Genomic DNA, 25,938 nt, shown 5'->3' with positions numbered 1-25,938 from the left:
CCGCGGCGTCGGCGAGGCGGCGATCGGTCGAACAGCAGGCGCCTACTGCGACCGTGTCGCAGCTGGGCCCGGTCGCCGCCTCGTCGGTGGTCACCCCCAGCATGGAGGGCATGACCGCACGCGCCCGACCGCTCACCGGCACGCCGTCGCCGGCGCCCGAGCCGTCGTACGCCATGGCGGCGCTGATCCTCGGGTGCCTCTTCGTGGGGTCCTCCTCGGCACTGATCAAGCTGTCCGGGGCGACCGCCGGCACCGCGGCGTTCCTGCGGTGCGCGCTCGCGCTGGTGGTCTTCGCGCCGCTGCTCGCGGTGGAGTGGCGACGGTTCGGGCTGCCGCCGCGGCGGATGCTCGTGCTCAGCGCGGGCGGCGGGGTGTTCCTCGGGGCGGACTACCTGATGTGGACCCAGAGCATCGTCGACATCGGCGCCGGCATCGCGACGGTGCTGATCGGCGTGCAGGTGGTGGTCTTCCCGTTCCTCGCGTGGCTCTTCCAGAAGGAGCCGGTGCCGACGCGGTTCCTCGTGGTGCTGCCGCTGATGTTCGTCGGGCTCGCGCTCACCGGCGGGGTGGTCGACGCCGACGCCGCTGCCTCGAACCCGGTGCGCGGAGCGCTGCTCGGGGTCGCGGCCGGGGTCTGCTACGCCGCGTTCCTCTTCCTCAACCGGCCCGCGAGCGCCCTCGACCGCCGGATGCTGTTCACCCCCGTCGGCACGACGACCTGCGTGGCCGCGCTCGGCATCGGCGCCGTCGCCGGCCTGGGCGACGTGGCCGGGGGCATCGACCTGGCGCTGTCCGCGCGGGCGTGGGTGCTGCTCACGATGGTCGCGGTGCTGGGGCAGGCGGTGTCGTTCGTGCTGATCGGGTACGGCCTGGTCCGGCTTCCCGCCGGGCGCGCGGCGGCGGTGATGCTGCTGCAGCCGCTCGGCGCGGTGGCGCTCGGCATGGTCGCGCTGCACGAGCGACCGACACCGGCGCAGTGGGCGGGCATCGTGATCACGGTGGTCGCCGTGGCGTTGGCGACCGTGACGCGTCGACGGCCGCGCCGGAGGGGCCGGTGATCAGCGGATGGTGGGGCGCCGCCCTCGTGCTCGGCGTCGCGTTCGCCTGGTCGGTCTTCGTCGGGGCCCGGTACGACTTCGACGACCGGCTAGCGGCGTGGTGGGTGCGACGCGCGCGGCGGTGGGGCCGGTCGGCCGGCCCGCGCTCGCTGCTCGTGTCGGCCGGGGTGCTGCTGGCGTACGTCCTGCTCGTGGCGGTGAGCCAGGAGCTGGGCGCGCAGCTCGGCGACGAACGGTGGGGGCTGCTGGTGCACGTCCCGGCGCTGCTGGCGTACGCGCCGTTCATGCTGGCCACGGCACCGATGCAGTTCAGCGCCTACACCTACTGGCGCGCCGACCTCGAGCAGGCCGGCGCCGACAAGCAGCTGGGGCGGCGCATCGCGTGGTGGGCGGGGGTCCCGTCGTTCGTCGGGTTGTTCGCGGTGCTGCTCGCGGTCGCGGGGGTCTTCGTGCTGTGAGCGGGGAGGCGGCGCGAGCGAGGTGCGGTGGCCGCCGCGGCGGCGGTCAGCGATGGCCGGCGCCGGTCAGCCGTCGTCGGTGCCGCGCCGGGGCGGCCAGCGGTCCTCGCCGACGGCCGTGATGACCGACTTCTTGCGGGTCAGGGCGGAGACGCCGATCACCGCCAGTGGCGCCAGGCTGACCGCGAGGCCCACGAGACTCGCCGGAACCGACATGGTCCAGCGCTCGGCGCCGGCCAGCGGCGGCAGCAGGCCGCGCGGGTCGCGCAGCACGGTGACGTCTGCGCCAGGGCCGGGGACACCACTCCGCGGATTCCATGTCCGCCCGGTGTCGTACGACCGCCAGTAGGCGACGCCGGTCTCGTCGCCGTAGTCGACCCGCACCGGATCGTCGGCGATGCGCGAGGACGACGGCAGGTTCTCGGTCACCCGGGCGCTGACCTGCTTCATGCCGGCGTCGGCGTACAGCCCCAGGGCGGAGAAGGCAAAGAGCCCCGGCGTCAGCGGGGTCAGGATCAGGAGCGCTCCGGGGACCCACGCCTTCCACCGGTGACTCACCTGCAGCAGGCTCACGAGCATCAGCCCGAGCCAGACGATGCCGACGGGCGCGAGCAGGAACCCGGGGCTCCACAGCCAGTTCAGCCAGTCGGAGCGCAGCATGACGAAGGCGAGCAGGACGTACGACAGGAGGGTCAGGGCGAGCAGCAGCACCCGCCGCGACCAGCGCATGCCGTCGAGCTCGGGGGTGGCGCCCACGTCGGCGGGAGTGCAGGGCTCCGAACCCCGGGGTGGCGGCGTGTCGGGAAGCCAGTCGCTCATCGGCGCCTCTCGATCGGGCCCGCGGCTGCTGGGCGGGCGGCTTCCCGCGTGGCGGCCGCCCGGCGGGCGTGCCACCAGCATGACGACAAAAGACCCGCCGGGTGTCGCGGTCGGCGATCACCCGGCGGGTCCGGTGGTGGAGCTGAGGGGATTCGAACCCCTGACCTTCTCATTGCGAACGAGACGCGCTACCAACTGCGCCACAGCCCCAGAAGCGAGAGCAACCATAACACCGGGCCGCGCCGCGTCCGAATCGACGTGAGAGGGTCGGCGCATGCAGCTGCGCGAACCCGCGAATCGTGTGTCCCCGCGGGCGAAGCCGTACTGGGCGCTGTCGTCGGGGCTCGGCTGGTTGACGGTCATCGCGATCCAGCTGGCGCTCGTGATCTTCATCGACGACACGCCCTGGTGGCGGTGGACGGCGCTCGGTCTGTCGGTCGTCGGGCTGGTCGTCGGGGTGCTGGTGCAGCCGCCGATCCGCTATCGCATCCACCGCTGGGAGGTCACGCCCACGGCGGTCTACACCCAGTCCGGCTGGATCTCCACCGCGCGGCGCGTCGCGCCGATCTCGCGGGTGCAGACCGTCGACACCTCGCGCAGCGGGCTGCAGCGCGTCTTCGGCCTGTCCAGCGTGTCGGTCACCACCGCGTCGTCGGCCGGCACGATGACGATCGACTGCCTCGACGCCTCCGTCGCCGACGAGCTGGTCGAGCACCTCACCGTGGTCACCGAGCAGTCCCGGGACGACGCGACGTGAGCGAGCAGCCCGGCCCCTGGCCCACGCCGCACGGGTCGACGCGTGCGCCACGGGAGGGTGGGCGTACGTCGGCCGGTGGTGCGACGGACGACAGCCCGCCCCCGACGTACGCCGGTGGCGGCTCGCCGGTCGACGCCGGCTCTCCCGGGGCCGATGCGGACGGGTGGCGCCGGCTCGACACCCGGATGCTGCTCATCCACCCGGTGCGCGAGCTGATCCGGTTCCTGCCGGCGTTCCTCGGCATCGCGATCGCGGGGACGACCTCCGGCGACGGCGAGCCGTGGTGGTTCGGGCTCGTCGCGGTCGTCGGTGCCGTGCTGCTGGGCGTGCTGCGCTGGTTCACGACGCGGTACCGCTTCACCCCCGACCAGGTGCAGCTGCGCACCGGCCTGATCAGCCGCAAGGTCATCACCTCGCCCACGGCGCGGGTGCGCACCGTCGACGTCACCGCGTCACCGATGCACCGGCTGCTCGGCCTGGCGGAGGTGAAGATCGGCACGGGCGCCGACTCCAGCGACCTCACGCTCGACGGGCTGTCCGCCCATCGCGCGACCGCGCTGCGCGAGGAGCTGATCCACCGGCGGCGCGCGGCGGGTGCGGGTCGCGCGGCGGGTGCGGGAGGTTCAGGGGGCGTCGAATCCTTCGACGGCGCAACGGCTTCCGGCGCTGGGGCTGGGGTCCGGGTGGGTTCTGGGGTTGAGGCCGGGATCGGCCCGGGGGCCGGGGTCGAGCTCGACCTCGACGAGCCGGAGCAGGAGATCGTCCGCCTCGAGCCGGGCTGGATCCGCTACGCCATGCTCACCTCGACGGGGCTGATCAGCGCTGCCGCGATCCTCGGCGTCGGGTGGCAGATCCTCGAGCGGGCCGGGTTCGAGGAGGTCAGCGGCAGCGCAGAGCAGCGCGCTGAGGACATCGCCGCCCAGATCGGCATCGTCGGGCTGGTCGCGAGCCTCGTGCTGGTGGCACTGCTCGGCGTGCTGCTGCTGAGCGTGCTCGGGTACGTCCTGATGTTCTGGAACTTCCGCGTCACCCGCAGCGTGCGCGGCGGCACGCTGCACGTCTCGCGCGGCCTGTTCACCACCCGCGCGACGACGATCGAGGAGGAGCGGCTGCGCGGCGTCACCATGAAGGAGACGCTGCCGATGCGGCCCGCGCGCGGCGCCACGCTCGCGGCGATCACGACCGGGCTCGCCAGCGACAGCGAGTCCGGCGGGATGCTCGTGCCGCCCGCCCCGGTGGCGGTCGTGCGGCGGGTGACCGACGACGTACTGCAGACGCCGGGCGTGCTCGACCACCCGTTGCAGCCGCACGGCCCCGCCGCGACCCGCCGCCGCTGGACCCGGGCGCTGAGCAGCGGGGTGCTCATCGCGGCGGTGGCGGTGGCGCTGACGTTCTGGTGGGCGCCGTGGCTGGGGCTCGTCGGGCTGGTGCCGCTGCTCGCCACGCCGTGGTTGGCATACGACCGGGCGCGCAGCCTCGGCCACGCGCTCACCGAGCGGTTCCTGGTCACTCGCAACGGCAGCGTCAGCCGCGACACCGAGGTCGTCGAGCGGCGCGGGGTGGTCGCGGTGACCGTGCGCGAGTCGTTCTTCCAGCGGCGCGCGGGCCTCGCCACGCTCGTCGTCGCGACCGCGGCGGGCGACGAGGTCTACGACGTCTACGACGTCGCCGAGCCTCGCGCCGTCGAGCTGGCCGCGGAGCTGCTGCCCCCGCACGTGCAGCCGCTCCTCACGGAATCCGTGTCTGCCTAGGGTTCCGCCAGTGAGGCGTGCCAACCGCGACCGCGCCGGCAGGCACGCTTCGGCGACGATGCCGGCAGGCCGGAGCTTGCGACGGGCTGCCGGAGGAGGAGCCGGAGCAGAAAGACCTAGATCCAGCTGGGGAACCAGTTGTGCATCGCCCAGAAGCCGCGCGGGACCACCTGGGCGGTGTAGATCGGCCACCAGAAGATGAAGAACGCCACGGCGACGGTCACGTAGGCGCCGACGGCGATCGCGCCCACGCGTCTGCGGACGGCCGATGCTCGTTCGGAGCCGAGGGCCATGCCGCACAGGTAGGTCACGATCAGCACGGCGAACGGCGCCATGACGACGGCGTAGAACGTGAAGATCGTGCGCTCCTGGTAGGCGAACCAGGGCAGCCACCCCGCCGCCAGGCCCGCAAGGATCGCGCCGGCCCGCCAGTCGCGCCGCAGCAGCCACATGAACAGCAGCACCGCGATGCCGACGGTGGCGACCCACCAGATCGAGACGTTGCCGAGCGAGGTGATGATCTTGGCGCACTCGTTGCTGCCGCAGCCCTCCTCGCCCCGCTTGGGGTACTCGGCGAAGAACAGCACCGGGCGGGCCTGGATCATCCACGACCAGGGGTTCGACTCGTACGTGTGCGGCGAGGTGATGCTGGCCGCCGAGTTGAACATGTCGAGGTGGTATTTCCACAGCGACCGCAGCGAGTCGGGCAGCCACGCGAACAGCGAGCTGTCCGGTTGCAGACCGGTGTCCTTGACGGCCGGGTTCTGCGCGCCCCAGTCGCGCTGGTACCCGGCGGTGCTGCGGAACCAGCCCCACCAGCTGGCGACGTAGACGACGACGGAGGTCACGACCATCGACACCAGGGCGGGGAGGGCGTCCTTGACGAACGTGGCGGAGTAGTACCGGCGTACGCCCACCGCGCGCCGCGCGCCGAGGTCCCACCAGACCGACATCAGCCCGAACGCGACGAGGAAGAAGCCGCCGGACCACTTGGTGCCGATCGCGAGGCCGAGGCAGATGCCGGCGACCCAGCGCCACGGCCGCAGCCCGAGCCAGGGACCACCGAGCTGCATCGCGCCGACGAACTGACCGGAGTCCTTGGCGGCGGCGACCTTGGCGGCGAGCCGTCGCCGGGCCCAGTCGCGGTCGGCGAGCAGCGCGACGAACGCCGCCACGACCCAGAAGGCGAGGATCCCGTCGAGGATGCCGACGCGGGAGTGGACGAACGACATCCCCTCGACCGCGATCAGCAGCGCCGCGACGTTGGCGAGCAGCGCCGAGCGGAACAGGTGCCAGGCGGCGCGGCCGACCAGGAAGATCGTCAGCGTGCCGCAGATTGCGACGGCGAACCGCCAGCCGAACGAGTCATTGATGCCGAACAGCTGCTCGCCCCAGCCGATCAGCCACTTGCCGACCGGCGGGTGCACGACCATGTCGGCGTCGGTGCCGTACGCCTGTGGCCAGGCGTTGTTCGTGAACAGCTTGTCGGCGTCGGCGCCTTCGTACCCCTCGGGGATGCGCAGCTCGTAGCCGTTCTGGACGGTCGACCAGCCCTGCTTGACGTAGTAGGTCTCGTCGAAGATCAGCTGGTGCGGCCGGCCGACGTCCCACAGCCGCAGCACGCCGCCGATGACCGTGATGATCGCCGGGCCGAGCCAGGCCCACAGCTTCTCCTTGGCCGAGCGGGGTCGTCCGAGGAGTCGGCGGAGCAGCCGGGTCTCGGTGTCGCTCTCACCCGCGGGCGAGGTCGGCGACGGCTGCGCGTCGGACCGGTCGAGCGTGGCTGGCACGGATGGGTCCCCCTTGGTCGTCTCGCATCGGTCGTCGGCGCTGCCTCGTCGGAGGGTAGTCGAGGGTGCTGAGCCTCCGGCGGCGACATTCGTACGCTGTCCCGCATGGCCGGACAGCTCATCCTCGCCGCGACCCCCATCGGCGACAGTCACGACGCCCCGCCCCGGCTGGTGCGTGCGCTCGCCGACGCGGACGTGGTGGCCGCCGAGGACACCCGCCGGCTGCGTCGGTTGTGCGACGCGCTCGGGGTCGTCCCGCGCGGTCAGGTGCTGAGTTATCACGAGCACAACGAGGCGTCGCGCACGGCGGATCTCGTGCGGCGGATCGCGTCAGGCGAACAGGTGCTGCTCGTCACCGACGCCGGCATGCCGTCGGTCAGCGACCCCGGTTATCGGTTGGTCGCCGCGTGCGTCGAGGCCGACCAGCCGCTCACCTGCATCCCCGGGCCGAGCGCGGTGCTGGCGGCGCTCGCGGTCTCCGGGCTGCCGGTCGACCGGTTCTGCTTCGAGGGCTTCCCGCCGCGCAAGGCCGGGGAGCGGACCCGCGCGCTGGCCGAGCTCGCCGACGAGCGCCGGACGATGGTCTTCTTCGAGTCGCCGCACCGTCTCGCCGACACTCTTGCCGCGATGGCCGAGGCGTTCGGGCCGGAGCGGCCTGCGGCGGTCTGCCGCGAGCTGACCAAGACCTACGAGGAGGTACGCCGGGGCGGCCTCGCCGAGCTCGCCGACTGGGCGGGTGAGGGGGTCCGCGGAGAGATCACCGTCGTGGTCTCGGGTGCCACGCGCCGCGCGGCCGACCCGGACGCCGCGCTGCAGCAGGTGCTGGGCCGTGTCGCGGACGGCACCCGGCTCAAGGACGCGACGCGCGAGGTCTCGGCCGCGACGGGCGTACCCGCGAAGCAGCTCTATGCCGCCGCCCTCGAGGCCCGCTCGGCCCCGAACCCCTCGGACTAGGCCGCTGCGCTCGCGCTGGTTCAGCCGCGCGGTCGCGCGCTCGGGCGGGCCGGGTGGTGCGGAGCGTGCGCAGCGCGTGTCGAGACCCGCGCCGCGCTCAGGCTGGTCGAGTGGTGCGGAGCGCGCATCCAGACCCCGGCCGCGCATCACCTCGGCCTCCGGCCTTCGGCCAGGTGATCGTGCAGCGCGGCTTCCTCAGGGGTGAGGGGTCGGGGGTTACCGAGTTCCTCCAGGCGCCGCGCGCCGCGCGCCTCCAGGAAGGACACGTCCTCCCCGGCAGCACGTTCGGTGAGGTCTCGGTAGCTCCCGGGACGGGTCGTGATCTCCCGCCCGGTGAGCGTCTTCCAACGGAGCGTCCCGGACGCGCCGGGCTGGACCTTCCACCAGCGGCGGGTCTTGGGGTTGTGGTGGCCGCGGTGCAGGAGGACGAGGTTGTCCGGATGGGTGGCCCCGTCCGCGGGACGTCGCGCGTCGCGGCACCACTCACGCACGTGGTCGAGGTCGACCCCGGTCCCGACGATCTCGCAGCCGGGCGCCCGGCACGTGCGGTCACGGGCCAGCACGTGCTCGCGCATCGCCTGGGTCGGCCGGTAGGTGCGGCTGCTGTCGATCGCGGCCCCGGTCGTCGAGTCGGTGACGATCCGCCGCCAGGTCGATCCCGCTCGCAGGGCGACCCGCCGCGCCTGGGCGGCCGTCAGCAGCCCGGACCCGGGGATCTCGGCGGGGAGCTGGTCCAGACCGAGCAGCGTGGAGAGGCACACCACCACATGGACCCGACCCGGCGGCGCGTCGCCGAGCAGCTGGTCGTCGGGCACGGTGCCGTGGACGAGCAGGTCGGTCGCGACGTCGCTGCGCAGCTGGGCCAGGTTGCGCGGATCACCCTCGGCACGAGCCTTGCGGGCCAGCCGGTCGATGCGCTCGTGCGCGGCGAACACGCGATCAGCCTCGGCGGAGAGATCGAGGCGGGCCATGCCGTGGTCGGCGGGTTCGGCATGCAGCTCACGTCCGGCGCGCGCCCGGGCGCGGACCCGTTCGGCGTCGACCTCGGGAGACGCCGCCGACCCGATGTCGCGGGCGAGCCGACGTCGGAACGTCTGCTGCGAGACGTTGCCCAGCTCGATCAGGGCAGCGGTCTCGGACGCGAATCCGTCTGGCACGCGGGCGATCTCGTGGCTGTCGGGCTGCGGACCGCAATGCAGGAGCGGCCCGGTGCCGGCGAGCAGGCTGTCCGACGCCATCCCGGGGAGCTGACCGCTGGGCTCGGTCGCGGGGTGCTGACCGTCGGGCTCGGTCGCGACGGGCTCGGTTGCGACGGGCTGGCCGTCGGGCTCGGCGCCCGGGAACTGACCGAGAGGCCCCGTCCCGGAGCCCAGGCCGGACGTGGCGGCAAGGCCGGGTTCGTCGATAGCAGGGGGAGCAACGTCGCCCGCCCGACCGTCTCCTGCCAGGCACTGACCCGCCACGTCGGCATCCGTCGCCGTTCCCGCCGCGCCGGCCTCCGGGGCTGCGCCAGACGACCGGCTCCTGGTAGCGCCGTCCGCGGGCACCTCAGCCGGAGGCCCAGCACCGGGCGATCGGGGGACAGGCTGGGCGCCGTCCGAGCCGACCCCGCCCGGCGGTGACTGGTCCGCGGCGGGGGCGGGGGCGTACCGCGGGAAGCTGCGGTGACCACCGGCCTGCGGGTCGGAGGACTTGGTGGCCTTCCCGTCGATCGGCCGCAGCGCGCGCCGCGCGATCTCGTCGGCGGTGAACGGGTCGAGATGCTCGGTCTCCTTCAGGACCGTGGTCGCGCGGTAGATCGACGTCGTGCCGCTCGCGATCCGCGCGCGGAGGTAGCCGGCTCGGGACTCCGGCGCGGACGCGAGCGCGACGCGGTCACGGCACTGTGTCAGGGGCAGTCCGGTGAGCACCTGCAGCTCGGTGGCCACGGCGGTGCGCGCCAGGCCGCAGCGGGTCGTGCGTCTTGACGGGGGATCGTGCTGGCCAAGGTCGAGGTTGTGGTCGGCCTCGACTGCCGCCAGCAGCCGCCGTACGCCCTCGATCTCGGCCGACTCGGCCCATGCCTGGATGCCCCGCGCCGCCCGGATCAGGTCGCCCGCCACCGCGCGTGCGAGGGCTGGGTCGTCGACCGGGTCGGGCCCGCCGGCCACGACGGTCGTCGGACCGGTGAGCCGGCTGGTGCCGACCGACGCCGGACCGGCCGGGTCGACGGCGACCGCCTCGATCGTCTCGATCAGCCAGTCGGCGACGTGCTCCGGCAAGGTGGCGAGCAGCGAGACGAGGTCGCACCCCTCGCCAGACGCGGGGGTGTCGTGCCGCTCCTCGTCACTCCGACCGTCTTCGTCCGGCCCGTGCCGTGCGCTGGTTCGAGCTGTCATCTGGATCCTCCCCCTGGTCGCGGTCCGATCCGCCTGACTGCGGCTCGTTCCGACGTTTGTTCGAACCATAGGGGTCGCCACTGACAGGCCTCTCGATCCCAGTGCTGGCGCGGCTGTCGGCTCGGACCGGTCGAGCCAGTCCGGAGTACGCCCTCCGCACCTCGTCGCGCCGACCCCAGTCGACATGGGCCGCCGGTCGGCGTTTGTCCGGGTAGGTCGGACACGGTGCGCGGCGTCGCATAGGGAGGTGGGGCTTGTCCGGATAGATCGGACACAGGGCCACGGGCGCGGCGGACAGCGACCAGCCGGCCTGTCCGAACGGGGCGGGCGACGTCGATGCGCGGGCGCCAGGGGGCCTGGAGACCGGGGCGCGTGGGGCGGCCCGGCGACCGGGGGCTTGTCCGTGTAGATCGGACCGCGTGGGACTGCCGGCGTCAGGGGCTCGGCGCCGACAGGAGGGTTGGCGGGTCTTGTCCGGATAGATCGGACAGGGTGCGCAGGGGCAACCCGGCGGCCGCTGACTACCCGGCTTGTCCGCATAGGGCAGACAACGTCGGTGCGTGGGTGCCGAGATGGCTTATGAGCTGCTGGGCACCGGTCACGGCGTGTCCGCCTGGATCGGACAAGTCGGGACGCCCGGCGCCAGGGTGCCCGGCGCCGCTGTGGACGGTTGGCCGGCGGTGGCTGTCCGGGCGGAGCAGACAGCGCTCAGTGCGCGGGTACCCAGGGAGCGGACCGTTGCAGGGTCAGCGGCCGTGCCCGGACAGGGCGGACAGCGTCGGTAGGCGGGCGGGCCCAAGTCACCCCGATCAACGACCAGCGACCCAGGCTCGGCGGTTAGGGGTGTCCGTCTCAGGCGGACCACGAGCTGCACCTGGCGCACGGGGAATCGTCCTCATGAGGCTCAGCCCCAGGATGTGTCCGAATGGATCAGACACCCGATCGTGCGGCGGCAGGGGCGGGCTCCGCAGAGACCGGACACTGGGCGAGCGAGGGGTCTCGATACGCGGCTCGTACCTCGCCGCTACTCGACCATCATGGATCTGCTGCGCGGAGCGAGGGGTCTCGATACACAACTCATGCGCATAGCTACTCGACCGGCGAGTCCGCCCGGACCACGAGCTCGTTGCCCTCCGGGTCACAGAGGCGCCAACGCTCCTGCGACGTCTCCAGCAGCCGGCCACCGGCGGTCTGCGTCTCGTCCACCCGCCGCGCGGCGACGTCTGACGGCAGGGCGAGCTCGAGGTGGAGGCGGTTGCGCTGCCGCCGCCGGGCTGCGTCCGACACGTCGAGCTGCTGGAACACCAGCTCCGGCGTCAGCCGCCGCGGGTCGTGGATATCGGTGACCTCGGGCCGGCGGTCGGGGACGTACCCCAGCGCCGCCGCCCAGAAGCCGCGCACCGCCCCCACGTCCGCGGCGTCGAAGAACACCTGGACGAACCGCGCCAACCCCGGCTCCGGCGTGGCGCCGATCGCACGGGCGGCCCGTTGCAGCGCTCCGGCCAGCGCGGTGAAGTCGACGGCGAGCCCGTGCGCGTCGCCGAGCCACTGGTCCTTGCCGCTGTCGAGGACGACCAGGCAGTGGCGTACGTCGATCAGCAGCGGGAATCCCGCCTCGCCGGCCAGCGCGGCCGCGGCGGTCATCAGGTCACGCTGCTGCGCGGTGGACCGCACGCGGTAGCACGCCATCGCGCTGAACACGACCTGCCAGTCGGTGGTCCCGCTCACCCTGGCCACGTCGTCCGGCCCACCTATGTCGTCCGGCCCGCCCGGGTCGCCTGGCTCGGCCGCCTCGCCCGACCCGCCCGAACCGTCCGACCCGTCCGCGCGCTCCGGCCCGTCCGCCGCGCCCAGGTCACCGAGCTGCTCGCCCGGCACCAGATCGACCTCGTTGCCGTCGCGGTCGCTGTGCCGCACGCCGTACGCCCCCGTCGCCTCCCCGAGTCCTGCTCGGTCGATCTGGTCGGGCGGGCGGACCACGTCGAGGTGGACGCGGTTCCGCAACGGCCGCAGCTCGGGCGACGGCCTGATCCGCACCGCGGGGTCGCGGCTCAGCGGGTCCGCCAGGTCACCGCCCGCGGCCGGCGCGTAGTCGAGCGCGCGCTGCCAGAACGGCCGCACCGACTCGGGGTCGGCGCTCTCGATCACGACGCTCAGCTGCTGCAGCAGGGATGGTCGGGACGCCAGCCCCAGCTCCCGCGCGGCCGCCGACGCAGCGTCCAGCGCCCTGTTGGGTGCCGCAGCCGCGAACCGGACCCGCACCCCCGTCGTACGCACGTCGACCGAGACCAGCCCGTCCAGGTCGAGCAGTCGCCCGACGAGGTCGGCGCCCGCGCCCAGCGACGGTGCGTCGAACCAGGCCGACCGTGATCCGTCAACGCCGCGCCAGTCCGGCAAGGGGTGCGCCATACCGGGAACGGTATGGGTCGCGGGATGCCTGTCCGACCTGATCGGACAACAGGGGGTCTCGATACGCGGCTCGTACCTCGCCGCTACTCGACCAGCGTGATCCAGCGGCGCGGGGCGTGGTCTCGATACGCGGCTCGTCCCTCGCCGCTACTCGACCAGCGTGATCCAGCGGCGCGGGGCGTGGTCTCGATACGCGGCTCGTACCTCGCCGCTACTCGACCAGCGTGGTTCCGGCTACTCGACCACCGTGATCCAGCCTGCGCGGCCCGCGTCAACCGGTCTCGTCGTCCCGCTTCGACGCGTCGATCTCGAGCGGCTCGGTCTGACCGGTGCGGTAGGCGGCGCGGCCGACCATGTGACTGCCCACCGGGATCGTGAGCAGCTGGAACAGGCTGATCAGGATGATCATTCCGATGCTCAGCGGGTCCCGCAGCCGCAGCGCGAGCCCGAGCAGCACCAGCAGGACGCCGAGCACCTGCGGCTTCGTGCCCGCGTGCATCCGACTGAGCAGGTCGGGGAAGGTCAGCAGCCCGATCGACGCGGCCAGGCACAGCAGCGCCCCGGCGAGCAGCATCAGCAGGCCGACCCCGTCGAAGATCGCGGTCCAGCTCATGACGCCCCTCCCCGCCGTACGTCCTCGCCGGGCTCGTCCGACCTACCTCGCCCCGGCGCGCCCGCCGCGCCCGACGCAGCCTGCCCCGGCATGTCCACCTGCCCGGACGCATCCACCCCGGCGGGCGGCTGCCCAGGTCCCATCGGGACGTCCCGGTCGCGTGCGACGAACCGGGCCACGGCGACCGAGCCGGTGAACCCGACCAGCGACAGCGAGATCAGGATGGGCAGCGTCGTGCTGTGGTCGGTCGCGGCGGCCTCGACGGCCAGCACGCACACGATGATCGAGACCAGTACGTCCGAGGCCACGACCCGGTCGAGCACGCTCGGCCCGCGCACGATGCGCACCAGGGTGAGCAGCGCCGACAGCACGAGGATCGTGCCGATCACCCACAGCACACCCTCCTCGAAGCCACTCATGCGCGCACCTCCTGGCCGCAGCTGGGGTCCTCGGCGAGCGCGTTCAGCACCCGCGTCTCCTGGGCGAGGATCGTCCGACGTACGTCCTCGGCGCCACCCGCGTCGTGCACGTCGAGCGCGTGCACCAGCAGGGTCCGCTCGCTCGTGTCGAGGTCGATCACGACCGTGCCGGGCACGAGCGCCACCATCTCGGCGGTGAGCGTCTGCAGGAACTCGTTGGCGCAGCGCAGCTGCACCGACACCAGCACACCGCTGGTGGAGCGGCCGCGGGTGACGGCCTGCCAGGCGACCTGCACGCTGGCGCGCACCAGGTGCACCGTGAACTGCGCGACGAGCACGACGAGCGGCCACGGCCGTACCCGCACGCCGGTGACGAGCCGGGGGAGCGGGAAGGCCAGCAGCACCAGCGATCCCAGCGCCATCCCGCCCAGCACGTTGGCCCAGGACAGGTTGCCCCAGAGCATCACCCACACCAGCGTGAGGGTGGCCAGGGGCACCAGGTGGATGCGTTCGCGGATCATGGCGTCGCCTGCTGACTGAGCACGGCACCGACGTACGGCACGGTCGAGACGAGGTCGGTGGCCGCCCGGTCGGTGATCGCGAACAGCGGCCCGGCGACCACGGTGATCAGGCACCCGATGATGACCAGGCCCATGGTCGGCGCGACGACGCCGATGGACAGCGGCTTGTCCGAGCCCTGCTCGGCGGCGGCGTGGTGGGCGGCCACCTCCTCGGGCTCGCTGCGCCAGAACGCGCGGGTCCAGACCCGGCTCATGGGGTACAGCGTGAGCAGCGACGTCGCGGCCGCGCCAGCGATCAGCAGGTAGGCCAGCGGGGTGCCGAGGTCGGCACCGGCCTGCATCAGCCCGACCTTGCCGATGAACCCGGAGAACGGCGGGATCCCGGCCAGGTTGAGGGCGGGGATGAAGTACAGGATGCCGAGCAGCGGGGCCGCCGCGCCGAGCCCGCCGAGCCTGGCCAGCGAGGTGGACCCGCCGTACCGCTCGATCAGACCGGTCACGAGGAACAGCGTCGTCTGGATCGCGATGTGGTGGATGACGTAGAAGATCGCGGCGGAGTATCCCGCGACCGAGCCGACGCCGATCCCGAACACCATGTAGCCGATGTGGCTGACGAGCGTGAAGGAGAGCATCCGCTTGATGTCGTCCTGCGCGATCGCCCCGAGGATGCCGACGAGCATCGTGAGCAGGGCCGCCCACAGCAGCACGGTGTTGAGCCGCCCGTCGGTGAACAGCAGCGTGTTGGTGCGGATGATCGCGTAGATGCCGACCTTGGTGAGCAGCCCGGCGAACACGGCGGTGACCGGCGCGGGCGCGGTGGGGTAGGAGTCCGGCAGCCAGCCCGACATCGGGAAGACGGCCGCCTTGATGCAGAACGCCAGGATCAGGCTCGCGTGCAGCGCCAGTCGGGTGCCCTCGGGCAGGTCGGGGATGCGCTCGGACAGCAGCGCCAGGTTGACCGTGCCCGTGGCGGCGTACGCGAACGCGATCGAGGCGAGGAACAGCAGCGACGACAGCAGCGAGACGTACGCATAGCTGATGCCCGCGCGCACCCGCTCGGCGGTGCCACCGAGGGTGAGCAGCACGAAGCTCGCGGCGAGGAGCATCTCGAAGCCGACGTACATGTGGAACAGGTCGCCGGAGATGAACGTCGTGCTCACGCCGGCGGCGAGCACCAGCAGCGTCGGGTGGAAGATCGGCAGCGGCGCCTCGCCGTCGTCCTCGGTGTCGAACGAGGACCGGCCCTGGCCGATGGAGTACAGCAGCACGCCGAGGATCACGACCGACGAGACGATCAGCATCAGCGCCGACAGCCGGTCGACGACCAGCGAGATGCCCTCGGTCGGGCCCCAGCCGCCGGACTGCACGACCTGCGGGCCGCCCCGGTCGGCCGCGCCGAGCAGCATCGCGCTGATCACCAGGTTGCTGATGAGCACGGTGAGGCTGACTCCTCGCTGCACCAGCGTGTGCCGGGCCGCGGCGAGCGTGACGCCGGCGCCGACGAGGGGCAGCAGGACGGGAAGGGGTACGAGCACCGCCCCGTTCATCGCTCGTCACCTCCCGGCGTGGGCGCGGCCGGGCCGTGCGGGCCGTGGCTCGGCCCGTCGCCGTCGCTGTCGTGCGCCTCGTGCGCCTCGTCAGCGTCGTCGACGCTGTCGTCGTCGGTGGTGCGGGCGAGCGCGTCGTCCTCGAGCTCGTCGTGCTGGGACTCGTCGTGGAAGTCGCTGGCGGACATGTCGTTCTCCAGCGCCAGCTGGCCGATGCGCGCGGTCTCGGCGTCGTCGGCGAGCACGTCGGTGCGCGAGACCTGCCAGGCGCGGTGGGCGAGCGCGAGCATGAACGCCGTGAGGCACAGGCCGATGACGATGGCGGTCAGCACCATCGCCTGCGGCACCGGGTCGGACTGCTCGGCGGGGTCGGAGTCGCCGAGGATCGGCGCGCGGCCGGCGGGGCCGCTGGCGATCATGAACATGAGGTTCACGCCGTTGCTCATGAGCAGGAAGCCCAGCAGCGCGCGCACGACCGACCGGGCCAGCAGCAGGTAGACGCCGCAGCCGAACATCACGCCGCAGACGATCACGAGCAGGAAGGTGGCGCTCATCGTGACTCCTCCCGCTGGACCGACTGGCCGGCCTCGATCTGCAGGTCGATGCGCGCCCCGAGGCTGCGCAGCAGGTCGAGCATCAGCCCGATGACGACGAGGTAGACGCCGACGTCGAAGATCACCGAGGTGACCAGGTGCACGGCACCGAGCAGCGGCACGTCGAGGTCGAAGACCCAGCTCTGCAGCGGCGCGCCGCCGAACAGCATCGACGCCAGGCCGAACCCGGCCGACAGGAACAGGCCGACGCCCATCAGCAGACCGGGCATGACGGGCGCGGCGGCCATCAGCTCACGGCGCGACCCGGCGAGGTAGCGCACGGCCAGGGCGAGGCCGGCCATCAGCCCGGCCGCGAAGCCGCCGCCGGGGTGGTTGTGCCCGGAGAAGAGCAGGTAGAGCGACCAGATCATCATCACGTGGAAGATCAGCCGGGTGACGACCTCGAAGATCGTCGAGCGGCGGTCGGGCCGCACGCTGGAGCTGAGCCAGCGCTGCGAGCCGTCGAGGCGCACCGGCGACTGGCGCACCGAGCGGCGCTGCAGCGTGTCGCGGATGACCATCAGCGCCTGGTCGACGTTGCCGCTGTTGACGAAGATCAGCGACGCGACGCCCGTGGCCGCGACGAGCACGACCGACAGCTCGCCCATGGTGTCCCAGGCGCGGGTGTCGACCAGGATCACGTTGACGATGTTGTTGCCGCCGCCGAACTCCTTGGCGCTCTCGTAGAGCCCCTGCCCGGCCGGCGCGGTGCTGCGCACGGTCGCGGCGGTGAGCGCCAGGCCGGCCATGGTCAGTCCGGCGAGGGTGCCGAGCAGCGCCCGCCACCGACGTACGAACCGGGGCGCGTCGTCGGGGAAGCGCCCGGTGAACCGGCGCAGCACCAGGATGAACACGACCAGCGACACGGTCTCGACGAGCGTCTGGGTGAGCGCCAGGTCGGGCGCGCCGTGCAGCAGGAAGAGCAGGGCCGTGCCGTAGCCGGTGACGCCGACGAGCAGCACCGCGCGCATGCGGCGCCGCGCGCGGGTGGCGGCGAACGCCGCGGGGATCAGCACCAGCGCGACGGCCAGCTGGGCCGGGGTGTCGACCAGGCGGATCTGGTCGGGCCAGGTGACCCCGCCGAACAGCAGGATGCCGCCGGGCACGAGCACCAGGATCGTGATGATCAGCCCGAGCGTCATCGGCAGCGAGCCGCGCTGCAGCGCACCGGTGATCTCCAGCGACGCGCGGTCCAGCTGCCCCATGACGAAGCGGTACGCCTGCTGCGCGCTGGGCACGTGCGGCGCCCGCTGCTGGGTGGCCTCGACCCAGGTGCGCGCCGCGAACAGCGCGGCACCGAGCGCCCACGAGGTGACCGACAGCAGCAGCGCGAGGCTGAACCCGTGCCAGCCGCCGAGGTGGACGGTGGTCAGGGTCGCCGGCCAGGCGTCGACGTACGGCTGGAGGTAGGGCGCGAGCCAGGTGGCGACCAGGCCGAAGGCGAGACCCAGGAAGCCCAGCAGGGCCGGGATGCCCACGAGCACCGCGCCCTGCGGCTTCACCTCGGTGCGCGGGCGGCTGGGCACGGTCGCGAAGGCGCCCCACAGGAAGCGCGCGGTGTAGGCGACGGTCAGCGCCGACCCGAGCACGATCACCGCGAGCACCGCGATCTCGGCGGTGGTCGAGCCGAGCGGCCCCTGCCCGTCCTGCGGCCCGAGCAGGAACGCGCCGAGCGCGGCCTCCTTGCCGAAGAAGCCGAGCATCGGGGGCAGGCCGGCCATGCTCATCCCGGCGACCACCGCGCCGGCCATGAGCACGGGCGCCTGCTTGCCGACGCCGCTGAGCTCGCGCAGGTCGCGGGTGCCGGTGGCGTGGTCGATGGTGCCGACGGTGAGGAACAGCGAGGACTTGAACAGCGCGTGCGACAGCAGCAGGCCCACGCCGGCGAGCGCGGCGGCCCGGCTGCCGGTGCCGACGAGCATGGTGAGGAAGCCCAGCTGGCTGACCGTGCCGTACGCCAGCACCAGCTTCAGGTCGGTCTGGCGCAGCGCGCGCAGCGCGCCGTGGATCATCGTGGCGCCGCCGAGGACCAGCACGGTCGGGCGCCACATGGTGGTCTCGGCGAACGCGGGGGCCAGGCGGGCGAGCAGGTAGATCCCGGCCTTGACCATCGCGGCGGCGTGCAGGTAGGCGCTGACCGGGGTGGGCGCGGCCATCGCGCCGGGCAGCCAGAAGTGGAACGGCACGAGCGCCGACTTCGAGATCGCGCCGACCAGCACCAGGACGACCGCGACGTCGATCGCGAGGCCGGTGGGCGGAGCCGCGAGGACCCCGCTGATGGCGTACGTCCCCGCGGCCTGACCGATGATCACGATCCCGACGAGCATGGCCAGCCCGCCGGCGGTGGTGACCACGAGCGCCTGCATCGCCGCGGCGCGGCTGGTGCGGCTGGTGGTGCGGTGCCCGATCAGCAGGAACGACAGGACGGTCGTGGCCTCCCAGAACACGTACAGCACGAGGAGGTTGTCGGTCGTGACCAGACCGAGCATCGCCCCGGCGAACGCGGTGAGCGACCCGGCGAAGCGCCCGAGCCCCTTGCTGGCGTCGTCGAAGTAGCGGGCGCAGTAGGCCAGCACGAGCGCGCCGACGCCGCCGACCACGAGGGTGAGCAACCAGCTGAGCGTGTCGAGCCGGAAGGTGAGGTCCATGCCGAGCGAGGGCACCCAGGTGAGGCGCTCGGTCGGGTTGACGCCGTCGTGCACCTCGCCGCTCTTGGCGAGCGCCCACGCGAAGGTCGCGGCCGGTGGCAGCGCGAGGAGCCAGAACGCTCGCGTCCCCAGCCGGCGAACGAGCCAGGGGGCGCCACAGGCCGCTACCAGGTGGACGACCAGCAACGCGATCACGCGAGCTCGGCTCCAATCAGGGGTCGGGCGGCGTCAAGAGGGAGAGCCGTGCGGGGGCTCGTGGAACATTCTACGGTCCGGCTCAGGCGTACGCGCCCGTCGCCCTTCGCCGCTTGCGGTAGCGCGCGATGCGCCGCCAGAGCCAGAAGATGCCGACCCCCATCGCGATCAGGCCGATGATCACCAGAAGGGGTGTGAAGATCGCGAGCACGCTCATCCCGAGGGAGGTGGCGTCCTCCACCCCGGAGAGCACGGGCGCCCCCATGCCGGCCGTCGTGACGTTGACGGCGGGGCGGGTGGCGGCCTTGGTGGTGTGCACGATCCCGGCGATGATCACCCCGCCGATGGCCCCGACCCAGGGGTACTGCTGCATCCAGCTCGCCTGGTCCAGCTGCTGGTCGGCGGCCTGGGTCGCGGCGAAGACGACGCCGCCGACGGTGGGGCGCACGGCCGTGCCGATCATGTCGTTCATCGAGTCGATCGCGGGGATCTTGTCGAGCACCATCTCGGCGAGCAGCAGGAACGTCGCGCCGCCGATCGCCCACGGCGACTCGATCCAGGCGAACTGCGAGGGCAGCACGATGACGTCGCTGAACCGGGCGACCAGCGCGACCATGAGGAAGGGGATGTAGGCGTTGAGCCCGGCTGCCGCCGACAGCCCCGCCCCCGTCAGTGCGGCGAACATGTGACCTCCTCGCGGGCCCCGAGCGCCCGAGCTGGAACACACCGTGCCACAGGCGAGGATCCTCTCGCCCGGCAACGCGCGTGCGTCCTGGTGCATCTATCCCGTACATCCGGCGCCGAGGGGAGCGCCGGGCCCGCCGGTGGGGACCGGCGGGACGATGCGCACAGAAGGGGGACGTGGTCATGGCCACGAAGAAGTTCTCGCGACGTTCGATCGGGGTCGCCGCGGCGGTGACCGCGATGATCGGCATCGGCGCGGTCACCGCGACCGGGGCGCCGGCGCAGGCGCTGGGGATGGGGCAGAAGACGCTGTCGTCGTCGACCTCGGTGGTGGTGCTGCGCTACGGCAGCACCGGACCGCTGGTGAAGGAGTTGCAGCGGCGGCTCGGCATCACCCAGGACGGCAGCTTCGGCAAGCAGACGCTGGCCGCGGTGAAGGCCTTCCAGTCGCGCAAGGGGCTGCAGCCCGACGGTCTGGTCGGCCCGCTGACCTGGAAGGCGCTCGGCGGGTTCCCCGGCGGCACCGGCGGATCCGCAGGAACGATCTACCTGACGTTCGACGACGGGCCGAACCCGACGTACACCCCGCAGGTGCTGTCCGTGCTGCGCAAGCACAACGTGAAGGCGACGTTCTTCATGCTCGGGCAGAACGCCGCGGCGAACCCGTCGCTGGTGAAGCGGGTCTACTCCGAGGGGCACCAGGTGGGCAACCACTCCTGGAACCACCCGAACATGACGGGGCTGTCCGACTCGGCGGCGCTGTCGCAGATCGACCGCACCGACCGGGCGCTCGGGAACGGGATCAGCTGCTTCCGGCCGCCGTACGGCGCGACCAACACCCGCATCCGCAGCCTCGCGGCCAAGCGCGGCGAGAAGACGATGCTGTGGACGATCGACACCAACGACTGGCGCCGGCCGGGCTCGGGGGTCATCGCCTCGCGCATCGTGTCCAACGCGCGCAACGGCTCGATCGTGCTGATGCACGACGCCGGCGGCAACCGCTCGCAGACCGTGGCCGGCGTCGACAGCGCCATCGGGCAGCTGAAGGCCAAGGGCTTCCGGTTCGCGACGCTGCCCGGCTGCTGACCGGTCGAGCAGGCCGGGGCGCTCACGCTGGTCGAGCAGGCCGGAGCGCTCACGCTGGTCGAGCAGGCCGGAGCGCTCACGCTGGTCGAGTAGGCCGGAGCGCTAGCGGAGGCCGTATCGAGACCGCGCTGATACGCAGATGAGGGCCTTGCCTCGTGGCTCCTAGGATTGCCAGCCATGAGCAAGGTCCTCACTGCTGTCGCCTGGCCGTACGCCAACGGGCCACGCCACCTCGGCCACGTCGCCGGGTTCGGGGTGCCCTCGGACGTCTACAGCCGCTACATGCGCATGGCGGGCCACGACGTGCTCATGGTCTCCGGGTCCGACGAGCACGGCACCGCGATCCTGGTGCAGGCGGACGCGGCGGGGATGACCGCCCGCGAGTTCGTCGACCTCAACCACCCGGTCATCGCGCGCGAGCTGACCGACCTGGGCTGCTCGTACGACCTCTACACCCGCACCACGACGGCGAACCACTACGCCGTGGTGCAGGAGCTGTTCACGACGATCCACCGCAACGGCTACATGGTCGAGGAGACCACGCGCGGTGCGATCAGCCCGTCGACCGGGCGCACGCTGCCCGACCGCTACATCGAGGGCACCTGCCCGATCTGCGGCTACCCCGACGCGCGCGGTGACCAGTGCGACAACTGCGGCAACCAGCTCGACCCGACCGACCTGATCGACCCGCGCAGCAAGATCAACGGGGAGACGCCGGAGTTCGTCGACACGACGCACTTCTTCCTCGACCTGCCGGCGCTCGCCGACGCGCTGACGGAGTGGCTCGACGAGCGCGAGGCGAGCGGGGAGTGGCGCCCCAACGTCATCAAGTTCTCCAAGAACATCCTCGAGGAGATCCGCCCGCGCGCGATGACCCGCGACCTCGACTGGGGCATCCCGATCCCGCTCGAGGGCTGGCGCGACCAGCCGAAGCGGTTCTACGTCTGGTTCGACGCGGTCATCGGCTACCTCTCCGCGTCGATCGAGTGGGCCCGCCGCCTGGGCGAGCCGGAGAAGTGGCGCGAGTGGTGGGACACCGGCTCCGCGACGGAGCCCGGCGGGCGCGACGCGAATCCTGATGCGGCCAGGGCGAGCTCGCCGACCACCCAGGCGGACGCGGGCTCCGCGACGGAGCCCGGCGGGCACGACGGAGTCGGGGCCGCCGGGCGGAGGAGCGGAGCCCCAAAAACATCGGAAGTACGCATGGAGAGCTCCGACGAAGGAGGAGCCATCCATGCGTACTTCATGGGGAAGGACAACATCGTCTTCCACTCCCAGATCTGGCCGGCGGAGCTGTTGGCCTACGACGGGCGCGGGGCGCGCGGGGGCGAGCCGGGGACGTACGGCGATCTGCGGCTGCCGACCCAGGTGGTCGCCTCGGAGTTCCTCAACCTCGAGGGCGCGCAGTTCTCGACCTCGCGCGGGCACGTGCTGTACGTGCGCGACGTGATCGACCGCTACGGCGCCGACGCGCTGCGCTACTACATCGTGGCGGCGGGCCCGGAGAACCAGGACGCCAACTTCACCTGGCCGGAGTTCGCCCAGCGCAACAACGCCGAGCTGGTCGCGGGCTGGGGCAACCTGGTCAACCGCACGGCGTCGATGGTGCACAAGAACATCGGCGAGATCCCGGCGCCGGGTGCGCTGGAGCCGGTCGACGAGGCGGTGCTCGCGACGGTCGAGCGCGGTTTCGGCACGGTCGGGGGGCTGATCGCGCAGCACCGGCAGAAGGCCGCGCTGACCGAGGCGATGCGGCTGGTCGGCGAGGTGAACAAGTACGTCTCCGACACCGAGCCGTTCAAGCTCAAGGGTGACGACCAGCGCGCGCGGCTGGAGACGGTGCTGCACACGCTCCTCCAGTGCGTGAGCGACCTGAACACGATCCTCGCGCCGTTCCTGCCGCACGCGGCCAACCGGGTGCACGAGATCCTCGGTGGCACAGGCGAATTCGTGCCGATGCCGCGGCTCGACGAGGTCGAGGATCTCGACGACGGGCGGACGTACGCCGTCATCACCGGCGAGTACACCCAGACCCCGTCGTGGGGCCGGGTGGCGGTGACGCCGGGCACGCCGATCGACAAGCCGAGGCCGGCGTTCGGGAAGATCGAGCCGGAGCAGGTCGAGGAGGAGCGCGCGCGACTGCGGGCGCGCGGCGGCGAGGCGCCCGAGGGCGAGGTGTCGCCGGCGTGAGCAAGCGGCACGAGACCGGTCACCACGGGGGCAGGCCGCCCGCGCCCGACCGGTTGCCGCTGCCGGTGGTCGACAATCACACCCACCTGGACATCTCGCGCGACGGCGGGCCGCTGCCCGACCTGACCGCGACGATCGCCGAGGCGAGCGCGGTCGGGGTCGACCGCATGGTGCAGATCGGGTGCGACCTCGACGGCGCCCGGTTCACCGAGCGGGTCATCGACGAGCACCCGCAGCTGCTCGGCGGGGTCGCGCTGCACCCCAACGAGGCCCCGGCGCTCGCCGAGCGCGGCGAGACCGACGCGGCGCGCGCCGAGATCGAGCGGATCGCGCAGCACCCCCGGGTGCGGGTCGTGGGGGAGACGGGGCTCGACTACTTCCGCACGGGCCCCGAAGGCGTTGCGGCACAACAGGACTCGTTCCGTTGGCACATCGACCTGGCGAAGCGGCTGGGCAAGGCGCTGCAGATCCACGACCGCGACAGCCACGACGACGTGCTGCGCATCCTGGCCGAGGAGGGGGCGCCCGAGCACACGGTGCTGCACTGCTTCTCGGGCGACATCGAGATGGCGCGCGAGTGCGTGCGCCGGGGCTACCTGCTTTCCTTCGCCGGCACGGTGACGTTCAAGAACGCCCGCGAGCTGCGCAACGCCCTGTCGGTGGTGCCGCTGGACCAGCTGCTGGTCGAGACCGACGCGCCCTACCTCACCCCCAGCCCGCACCGCGGCGCCACCAACGCCCCCTACCTGGTGCCGCTCACCGTCCGCGCGATGGCCGCCGTGCTGAACACGGACGTACCCACCCTCTGCGAGAACCTCTCCGCCACCAGCGAGCGCGTCTACGGCCCCTGGGCCTGACGCGCCGGCCGAGCAGGCCGCGCGGACCCGGCACCCCCGCTGAGAGTGCGCGAAGTGCCCCTTCCGGCGCGGTCCGGTGGGCGTGTCGTGCACACTCAGCAACCCGACGTGACGCAACCCTCACACCCAACCGTTACCGAAATTTGACCTTTCGCGAACGGTCCGTCACGGTAGTGCGGTCCCCCCGAGGTCGGTCGACGCTCGGACGCGGCCCACTGTCGGGTCTGGGAGCGCCGCCTCGGGCGGCGTGGGACGTCGCGTCATCGCCGCACATCGATGCCGCACGTCCCTGCCCGAGCGTCCTTGGCCGGCCCCGGTCCGCACGACATCGGAGAACCGTGACCGTTCGCACCACCAAGACCCGACTGACGCTCGCCGTCGCCGCGCTCTCGACGTTCGCCCTGGCGGGCTGCGGCGAGGCGACCCCGCCGAAGAACGCGCTGCTGGAGTCGACGCCGACCGCGTCCGCCCCGAGCACCCCCGCGCCGGCGCCCTCGAGCAGCACCCCGACGACGACGCCGAGCACCAGCTCCTCGAGCACCTCCAGCAGCTCGAGCGCGACGTCGGCGACGAAGTCCGCCACGAAGGCGGCCGAGCCGACCCGCACCGCCGAGCGTGACCGCGCCGCCCGCGGCGCCGACCGCCCCGCCATCAGCGTGCGCACCGTCGAGGACACCCGCACCCTGAAGTTCAAGACCGAGCGCCGCTACGACCCGCAGGCCGCCAAGGGCCAGGTCACCGTCGTCCGCGAGGGCGTCACCGGCCGCGCCGAGGTCACCCTGCGCCAGACCGTGTCGGGCAAGAAGGTCGTCAAGACCGAGGTCGTCGACACCGACGTCACCCGCAAGCCGGTCAACCGCGTCGTCGTCATCGGCACCAAGGTCGAGGAGCGCAAGGAGACCCCCAAGCCGACCGCGACCGCGAAGCCGAAGCCGACCGAGAAGCCCAGCCCGCGCCCGACGCCGACCCAGACCGAGGAGCCGCAGGAGCCCACCTCGGGCCTCAACCTGGCCCGCTCGGCCATGTGGGACCGCATCGCCCAGTGCGAGAGCACCGGCAACTGGTCGATCAACACCGGCAACGGCTACTACGGCGGTCTGCAGTTCGACATCCGCACCTGGCTCGGCGCCGGCGGTGGCGACTTCGCCCCGCGCGCCGACCTGGCCAGCCGCGCCGAGCAGATCACCGTCGCGAACCGCGTCTACGCCGAGCGCGGCCTGCAGCCCTGGGGCTGCGCCGGCGCGGCCTGATCCGCACCGACGTCACCGTGCGTGAGGCACCCCGCCCTGCCGGGGTGCCTCACGCATGTCCGCGCCCGGGGCCTGCGAGCATTCGCCCATGACCGCTGCCGACCCCGCCGACGACGTACGCCTGCTCGGCCCCGCCGACGTGCGTGCCCTGGCCGCGGAGCTGGGTCTGCGACCCACGAAGCAGTGGGGCCAGAACTTCGTCATCGACGCCAACACGGTGCGCAAGATCGTGCGGCTCGCGGGCGTCGGCCCGGGCGACAGCGTGGTCGAGGTCGGCCCCGGCCTGGGGTCGCTGACCCTCCCGCTCCTCGCGACCGCCGGTCACGTCACGGCCGTCGAGGTGGATCCGGCTCTCGCGCAACGCCTTCCGCGCACCGTCGCCGACCACGCACCGGCCCGCGCCGACCGCCTCGAGGTGGTCCCGGCCGACGCGCTCACCGTGACCGGGCTGCCCGACCCGCAGCCCACCGCGCTCGTCGCGAACCTGCCCTACAACGTCTCGGTGCCGGTCGTGCTCAGCTTCCTCGAGCGCTTCCCGACCCTGGAGCGGGTGCTGGTCATGGTGCAGCTCGAGGTCGCCCAGCGGCTCGCGGCCCAGCCGGGCAGCAAGGTCTACGGCGCCCCGAGCGCCAAGGCCGCGTGGTTCGCCGAGGTGACCCTCGCCGACCGGGTGGGCCGCAACGTCTTCTGGCCAGCGCCCAACGTCGACTCCGGCCTGGTGTCGATGGTGCGCCGGCAACCGCCGTCGACCACGGCCACCCGCCGGGGTGTCTTCCGGGTCGTCGACGCCGCGTTCGCCCAGCGCCGCAAGACCCTGCGCGCCGCGCTCGCGGGCGTCGCCGGCGGCGCCGCACCGGCCGAGGAGGCCCTGCGCGCCGCGGGCATCGACCCCCAGCTGCGCGGCGAGCGGCTGACGATCGGGGAGTTCGCGCGAATCGCCGAGGCGCTGGGGCTTTAGGGT

21 protein-coding genes and 1 tRNA gene are annotated in these 25,938 nt (G+C 72.6%); 10 read left to right on the top strand and 12 right to left on the bottom strand.

The window, feature by feature from the left end:
- Positions 1-110: 110 nt before the first annotated feature.
- Both FB554_RS12305 and FB554_RS12300 read left to right on the top strand, forming a co-directional pair.
- Positions 111-1,058, top strand: a complete 948-nt coding sequence (locus FB554_RS12305; RefSeq protein ID WP_170206871.1) for a DMT family transporter — start codon at positions 111-113, stop codon at positions 1,056-1,058.
- Positions 1,055-1,516 (top strand): hypothetical protein, encoded by a 462-nt coding sequence (locus FB554_RS12300; protein ID WP_142006483.1) that lies wholly within the window; start codon positions 1,055-1,057, stop codon positions 1,514-1,516. Before FB554_RS12305 ends, FB554_RS12300 begins: the two co-directional genes overlap by 4 nt.
- Positions 1,517-1,582: 66 nt before the next feature.
- Here the strand turns inward: FB554_RS12300 and FB554_RS12295 are convergent, their stop codons facing one another.
- Entirely contained in the window at positions 1,583-2,335 is a 753-nt protein-coding gene (locus FB554_RS12295; RefSeq protein ID WP_142006481.1) for a hypothetical protein, read from the bottom strand.
- A gap of 134 nt (positions 2,336-2,469) precedes the next feature.
- Positions 2,470-2,545 (bottom strand) — tRNA-Ala (locus tag FB554_RS12290).
- 64 nt (positions 2,546-2,609) lie between these two features.
- On the opposite strand from FB554_RS12290, the gene FB554_RS12285 reads away from it, so the two are divergent.
- Positions 2,610-3,092: a PH domain-containing protein gene (locus tag FB554_RS12285; protein ID WP_142006479.1), complete on the top strand. Its 483-nt coding sequence runs from the start codon at positions 2,610-2,612 to the stop codon at positions 3,090-3,092.
- Positions 3,089-4,843, top strand: a complete 1,755-nt coding sequence (locus FB554_RS17820) for a PH domain-containing protein (protein WP_142006477.1) — start codon at positions 3,089-3,091, stop codon at positions 4,841-4,843. Before FB554_RS12285 ends, FB554_RS17820 begins: the two co-directional genes overlap by 4 nt.
- 116 nt (positions 4,844-4,959) lie before the next feature.
- Here the strand turns inward: FB554_RS17820 and FB554_RS12275 are convergent, their stop codons facing one another.
- Positions 4,960-6,633, bottom strand: coding sequence for a dolichyl-phosphate-mannose--protein mannosyltransferase (locus FB554_RS12275; RefSeq protein ID WP_142006475.1), 1,674 nt, complete (start codon positions 6,631-6,633; stop codon positions 4,960-4,962).
- Between the two features lie 105 nt (positions 6,634-6,738).
- Between FB554_RS12275 and rsmI the strand changes: the two genes are divergently transcribed.
- Positions 6,739-7,587, top strand: a complete 849-nt coding sequence (gene rsmI / locus FB554_RS12270; RefSeq protein ID WP_142006473.1) for a 16S rRNA (cytidine(1402)-2'-O)-methyltransferase — start codon at positions 6,739-6,741, stop codon at positions 7,585-7,587.
- Positions 7,588-7,733: 146 nt separating this feature from the next.
- Here rsmI and FB554_RS12265 read toward each other — a convergent pair whose 3' ends face one another.
- The 9 genes from FB554_RS12265 to FB554_RS12225 all read right to left on the bottom strand — a co-directional run bounded on the left by FB554_RS12265 (position 7,734) and on the right by FB554_RS12225 (position 19,595).
- Complete coding sequence (locus FB554_RS12265; RefSeq protein ID WP_142006471.1) at positions 7,734-9,965, bottom strand: HNH endonuclease signature motif containing protein; 2,232 nt, start codon at positions 9,963-9,965, stop codon at positions 7,734-7,736.
- 1,089 nt (positions 9,966-11,054) lie between these two features.
- Entirely contained in the window at positions 11,055-12,374 is a 1,320-nt protein-coding gene (locus FB554_RS12260; protein ID WP_142006469.1) for a VOC family protein, read from the bottom strand.
- A 271-nt stretch (positions 12,375-12,645) separates the two neighbouring features.
- Complete coding sequence (gene mnhG / locus FB554_RS12255; protein WP_142006467.1) at positions 12,646-12,987, bottom strand: monovalent cation/H(+) antiporter subunit G; 342 nt, start codon at positions 12,985-12,987, stop codon at positions 12,646-12,648.
- Positions 12,984-13,406, bottom strand: coding sequence for an MrpF/PhaF family protein (locus FB554_RS12250; RefSeq protein WP_142006465.1), 423 nt, complete (start codon positions 13,404-13,406; stop codon positions 12,984-12,986). Before FB554_RS12250 ends, mnhG begins: the two co-directional genes overlap by 4 nt.
- Positions 13,403-13,927: a Na+/H+ antiporter subunit E gene (locus FB554_RS12245; protein ID WP_142006463.1), complete on the bottom strand. Its 525-nt coding sequence runs from the start codon at positions 13,925-13,927 to the stop codon at positions 13,403-13,405. Before FB554_RS12245 ends, FB554_RS12250 begins: the two co-directional genes overlap by 4 nt.
- Positions 13,924-15,474, bottom strand: coding sequence for a Na+/H+ antiporter subunit D (locus FB554_RS12240; RefSeq protein ID WP_142006461.1), 1,551 nt, complete (start codon positions 15,472-15,474; stop codon positions 13,924-13,926). Before FB554_RS12240 ends, FB554_RS12245 begins: the two co-directional genes overlap by 4 nt.
- Complete coding sequence (locus tag FB554_RS12235) at positions 15,471-16,028, bottom strand: Na(+)/H(+) antiporter subunit C (protein ID WP_142006459.1); 558 nt, start codon at positions 16,026-16,028, stop codon at positions 15,471-15,473. Before FB554_RS12235 ends, FB554_RS12240 begins: the two co-directional genes overlap by 4 nt.
- Positions 16,025-18,910, bottom strand: coding sequence for a Na+/H+ antiporter subunit A (locus tag FB554_RS12230; RefSeq protein ID WP_142006457.1), 2,886 nt, complete (start codon positions 18,908-18,910; stop codon positions 16,025-16,027). The genes FB554_RS12235 and FB554_RS12230 overlap by 4 nt, the downstream gene beginning before the upstream one ends.
- An 82-nt stretch (positions 18,911-18,992) precedes the next feature.
- Positions 18,993-19,595, bottom strand: coding sequence for a DUF4126 domain-containing protein (locus tag FB554_RS12225; RefSeq protein ID WP_142006455.1), 603 nt, complete (start codon positions 19,593-19,595; stop codon positions 18,993-18,995).
- A gap of 182 nt (positions 19,596-19,777) precedes the next feature.
- On the opposite strand from FB554_RS12225, the gene FB554_RS17625 reads away from it, so the two are divergent.
- The 5 genes from FB554_RS17625 (at position 19,778) to rsmA (ending at position 25,935) form a co-directional block, all read left to right on the top strand.
- Positions 19,778-20,680, top strand: coding sequence for a polysaccharide deacetylase family protein (locus tag FB554_RS17625; protein ID WP_142006453.1), 903 nt, complete (start codon positions 19,778-19,780; stop codon positions 20,678-20,680).
- A 177-nt stretch (positions 20,681-20,857) separates the two neighbouring features.
- Positions 20,858-22,870: a methionine--tRNA ligase gene (gene metG / locus FB554_RS12215; RefSeq protein WP_142006451.1), complete on the top strand. Its 2,013-nt coding sequence runs from the start codon at positions 20,858-20,860 to the stop codon at positions 22,868-22,870.
- Positions 22,867-23,727 carry a TatD family hydrolase gene (locus FB554_RS12210; RefSeq protein ID WP_142006449.1) on the top strand — a complete coding sequence of 287 codons (861 nt, stop codon included), beginning with the start codon at positions 22,867-22,869 and terminating at the stop codon, positions 23,725-23,727. Before metG ends, FB554_RS12210 begins: the two co-directional genes overlap by 4 nt.
- 338 nt (positions 23,728-24,065) lie before the next feature.
- Complete coding sequence (locus FB554_RS17815; RefSeq protein WP_211344596.1) at positions 24,066-24,977, top strand: resuscitation-promoting factor; 912 nt, start codon at positions 24,066-24,068, stop codon at positions 24,975-24,977.
- An 88-nt stretch (positions 24,978-25,065) separates the two neighbouring features.
- Entirely contained in the window at positions 25,066-25,935 is an 870-nt protein-coding gene (gene rsmA, locus FB554_RS12200) for a 16S rRNA (adenine(1518)-N(6)/adenine(1519)-N(6))-dimethyltransferase RsmA (protein WP_142006445.1), read from the top strand.
- The last annotated feature ends 3 nt before the right edge of the window (positions 25,936-25,938 follow it).

This window comes from Barrientosiimonas humi (genome assembly GCF_006716095.1).
In the GTDB taxonomy this organism is placed as follows: Bacteria; Actinomycetota; Actinomycetes; order Actinomycetales; family Dermatophilaceae; genus Barrientosiimonas; species Barrientosiimonas humi.
Note: the sequence above shows the minus strand (reverse complement) of the source record. Positions and strands in the feature narration are given on the sequence as shown.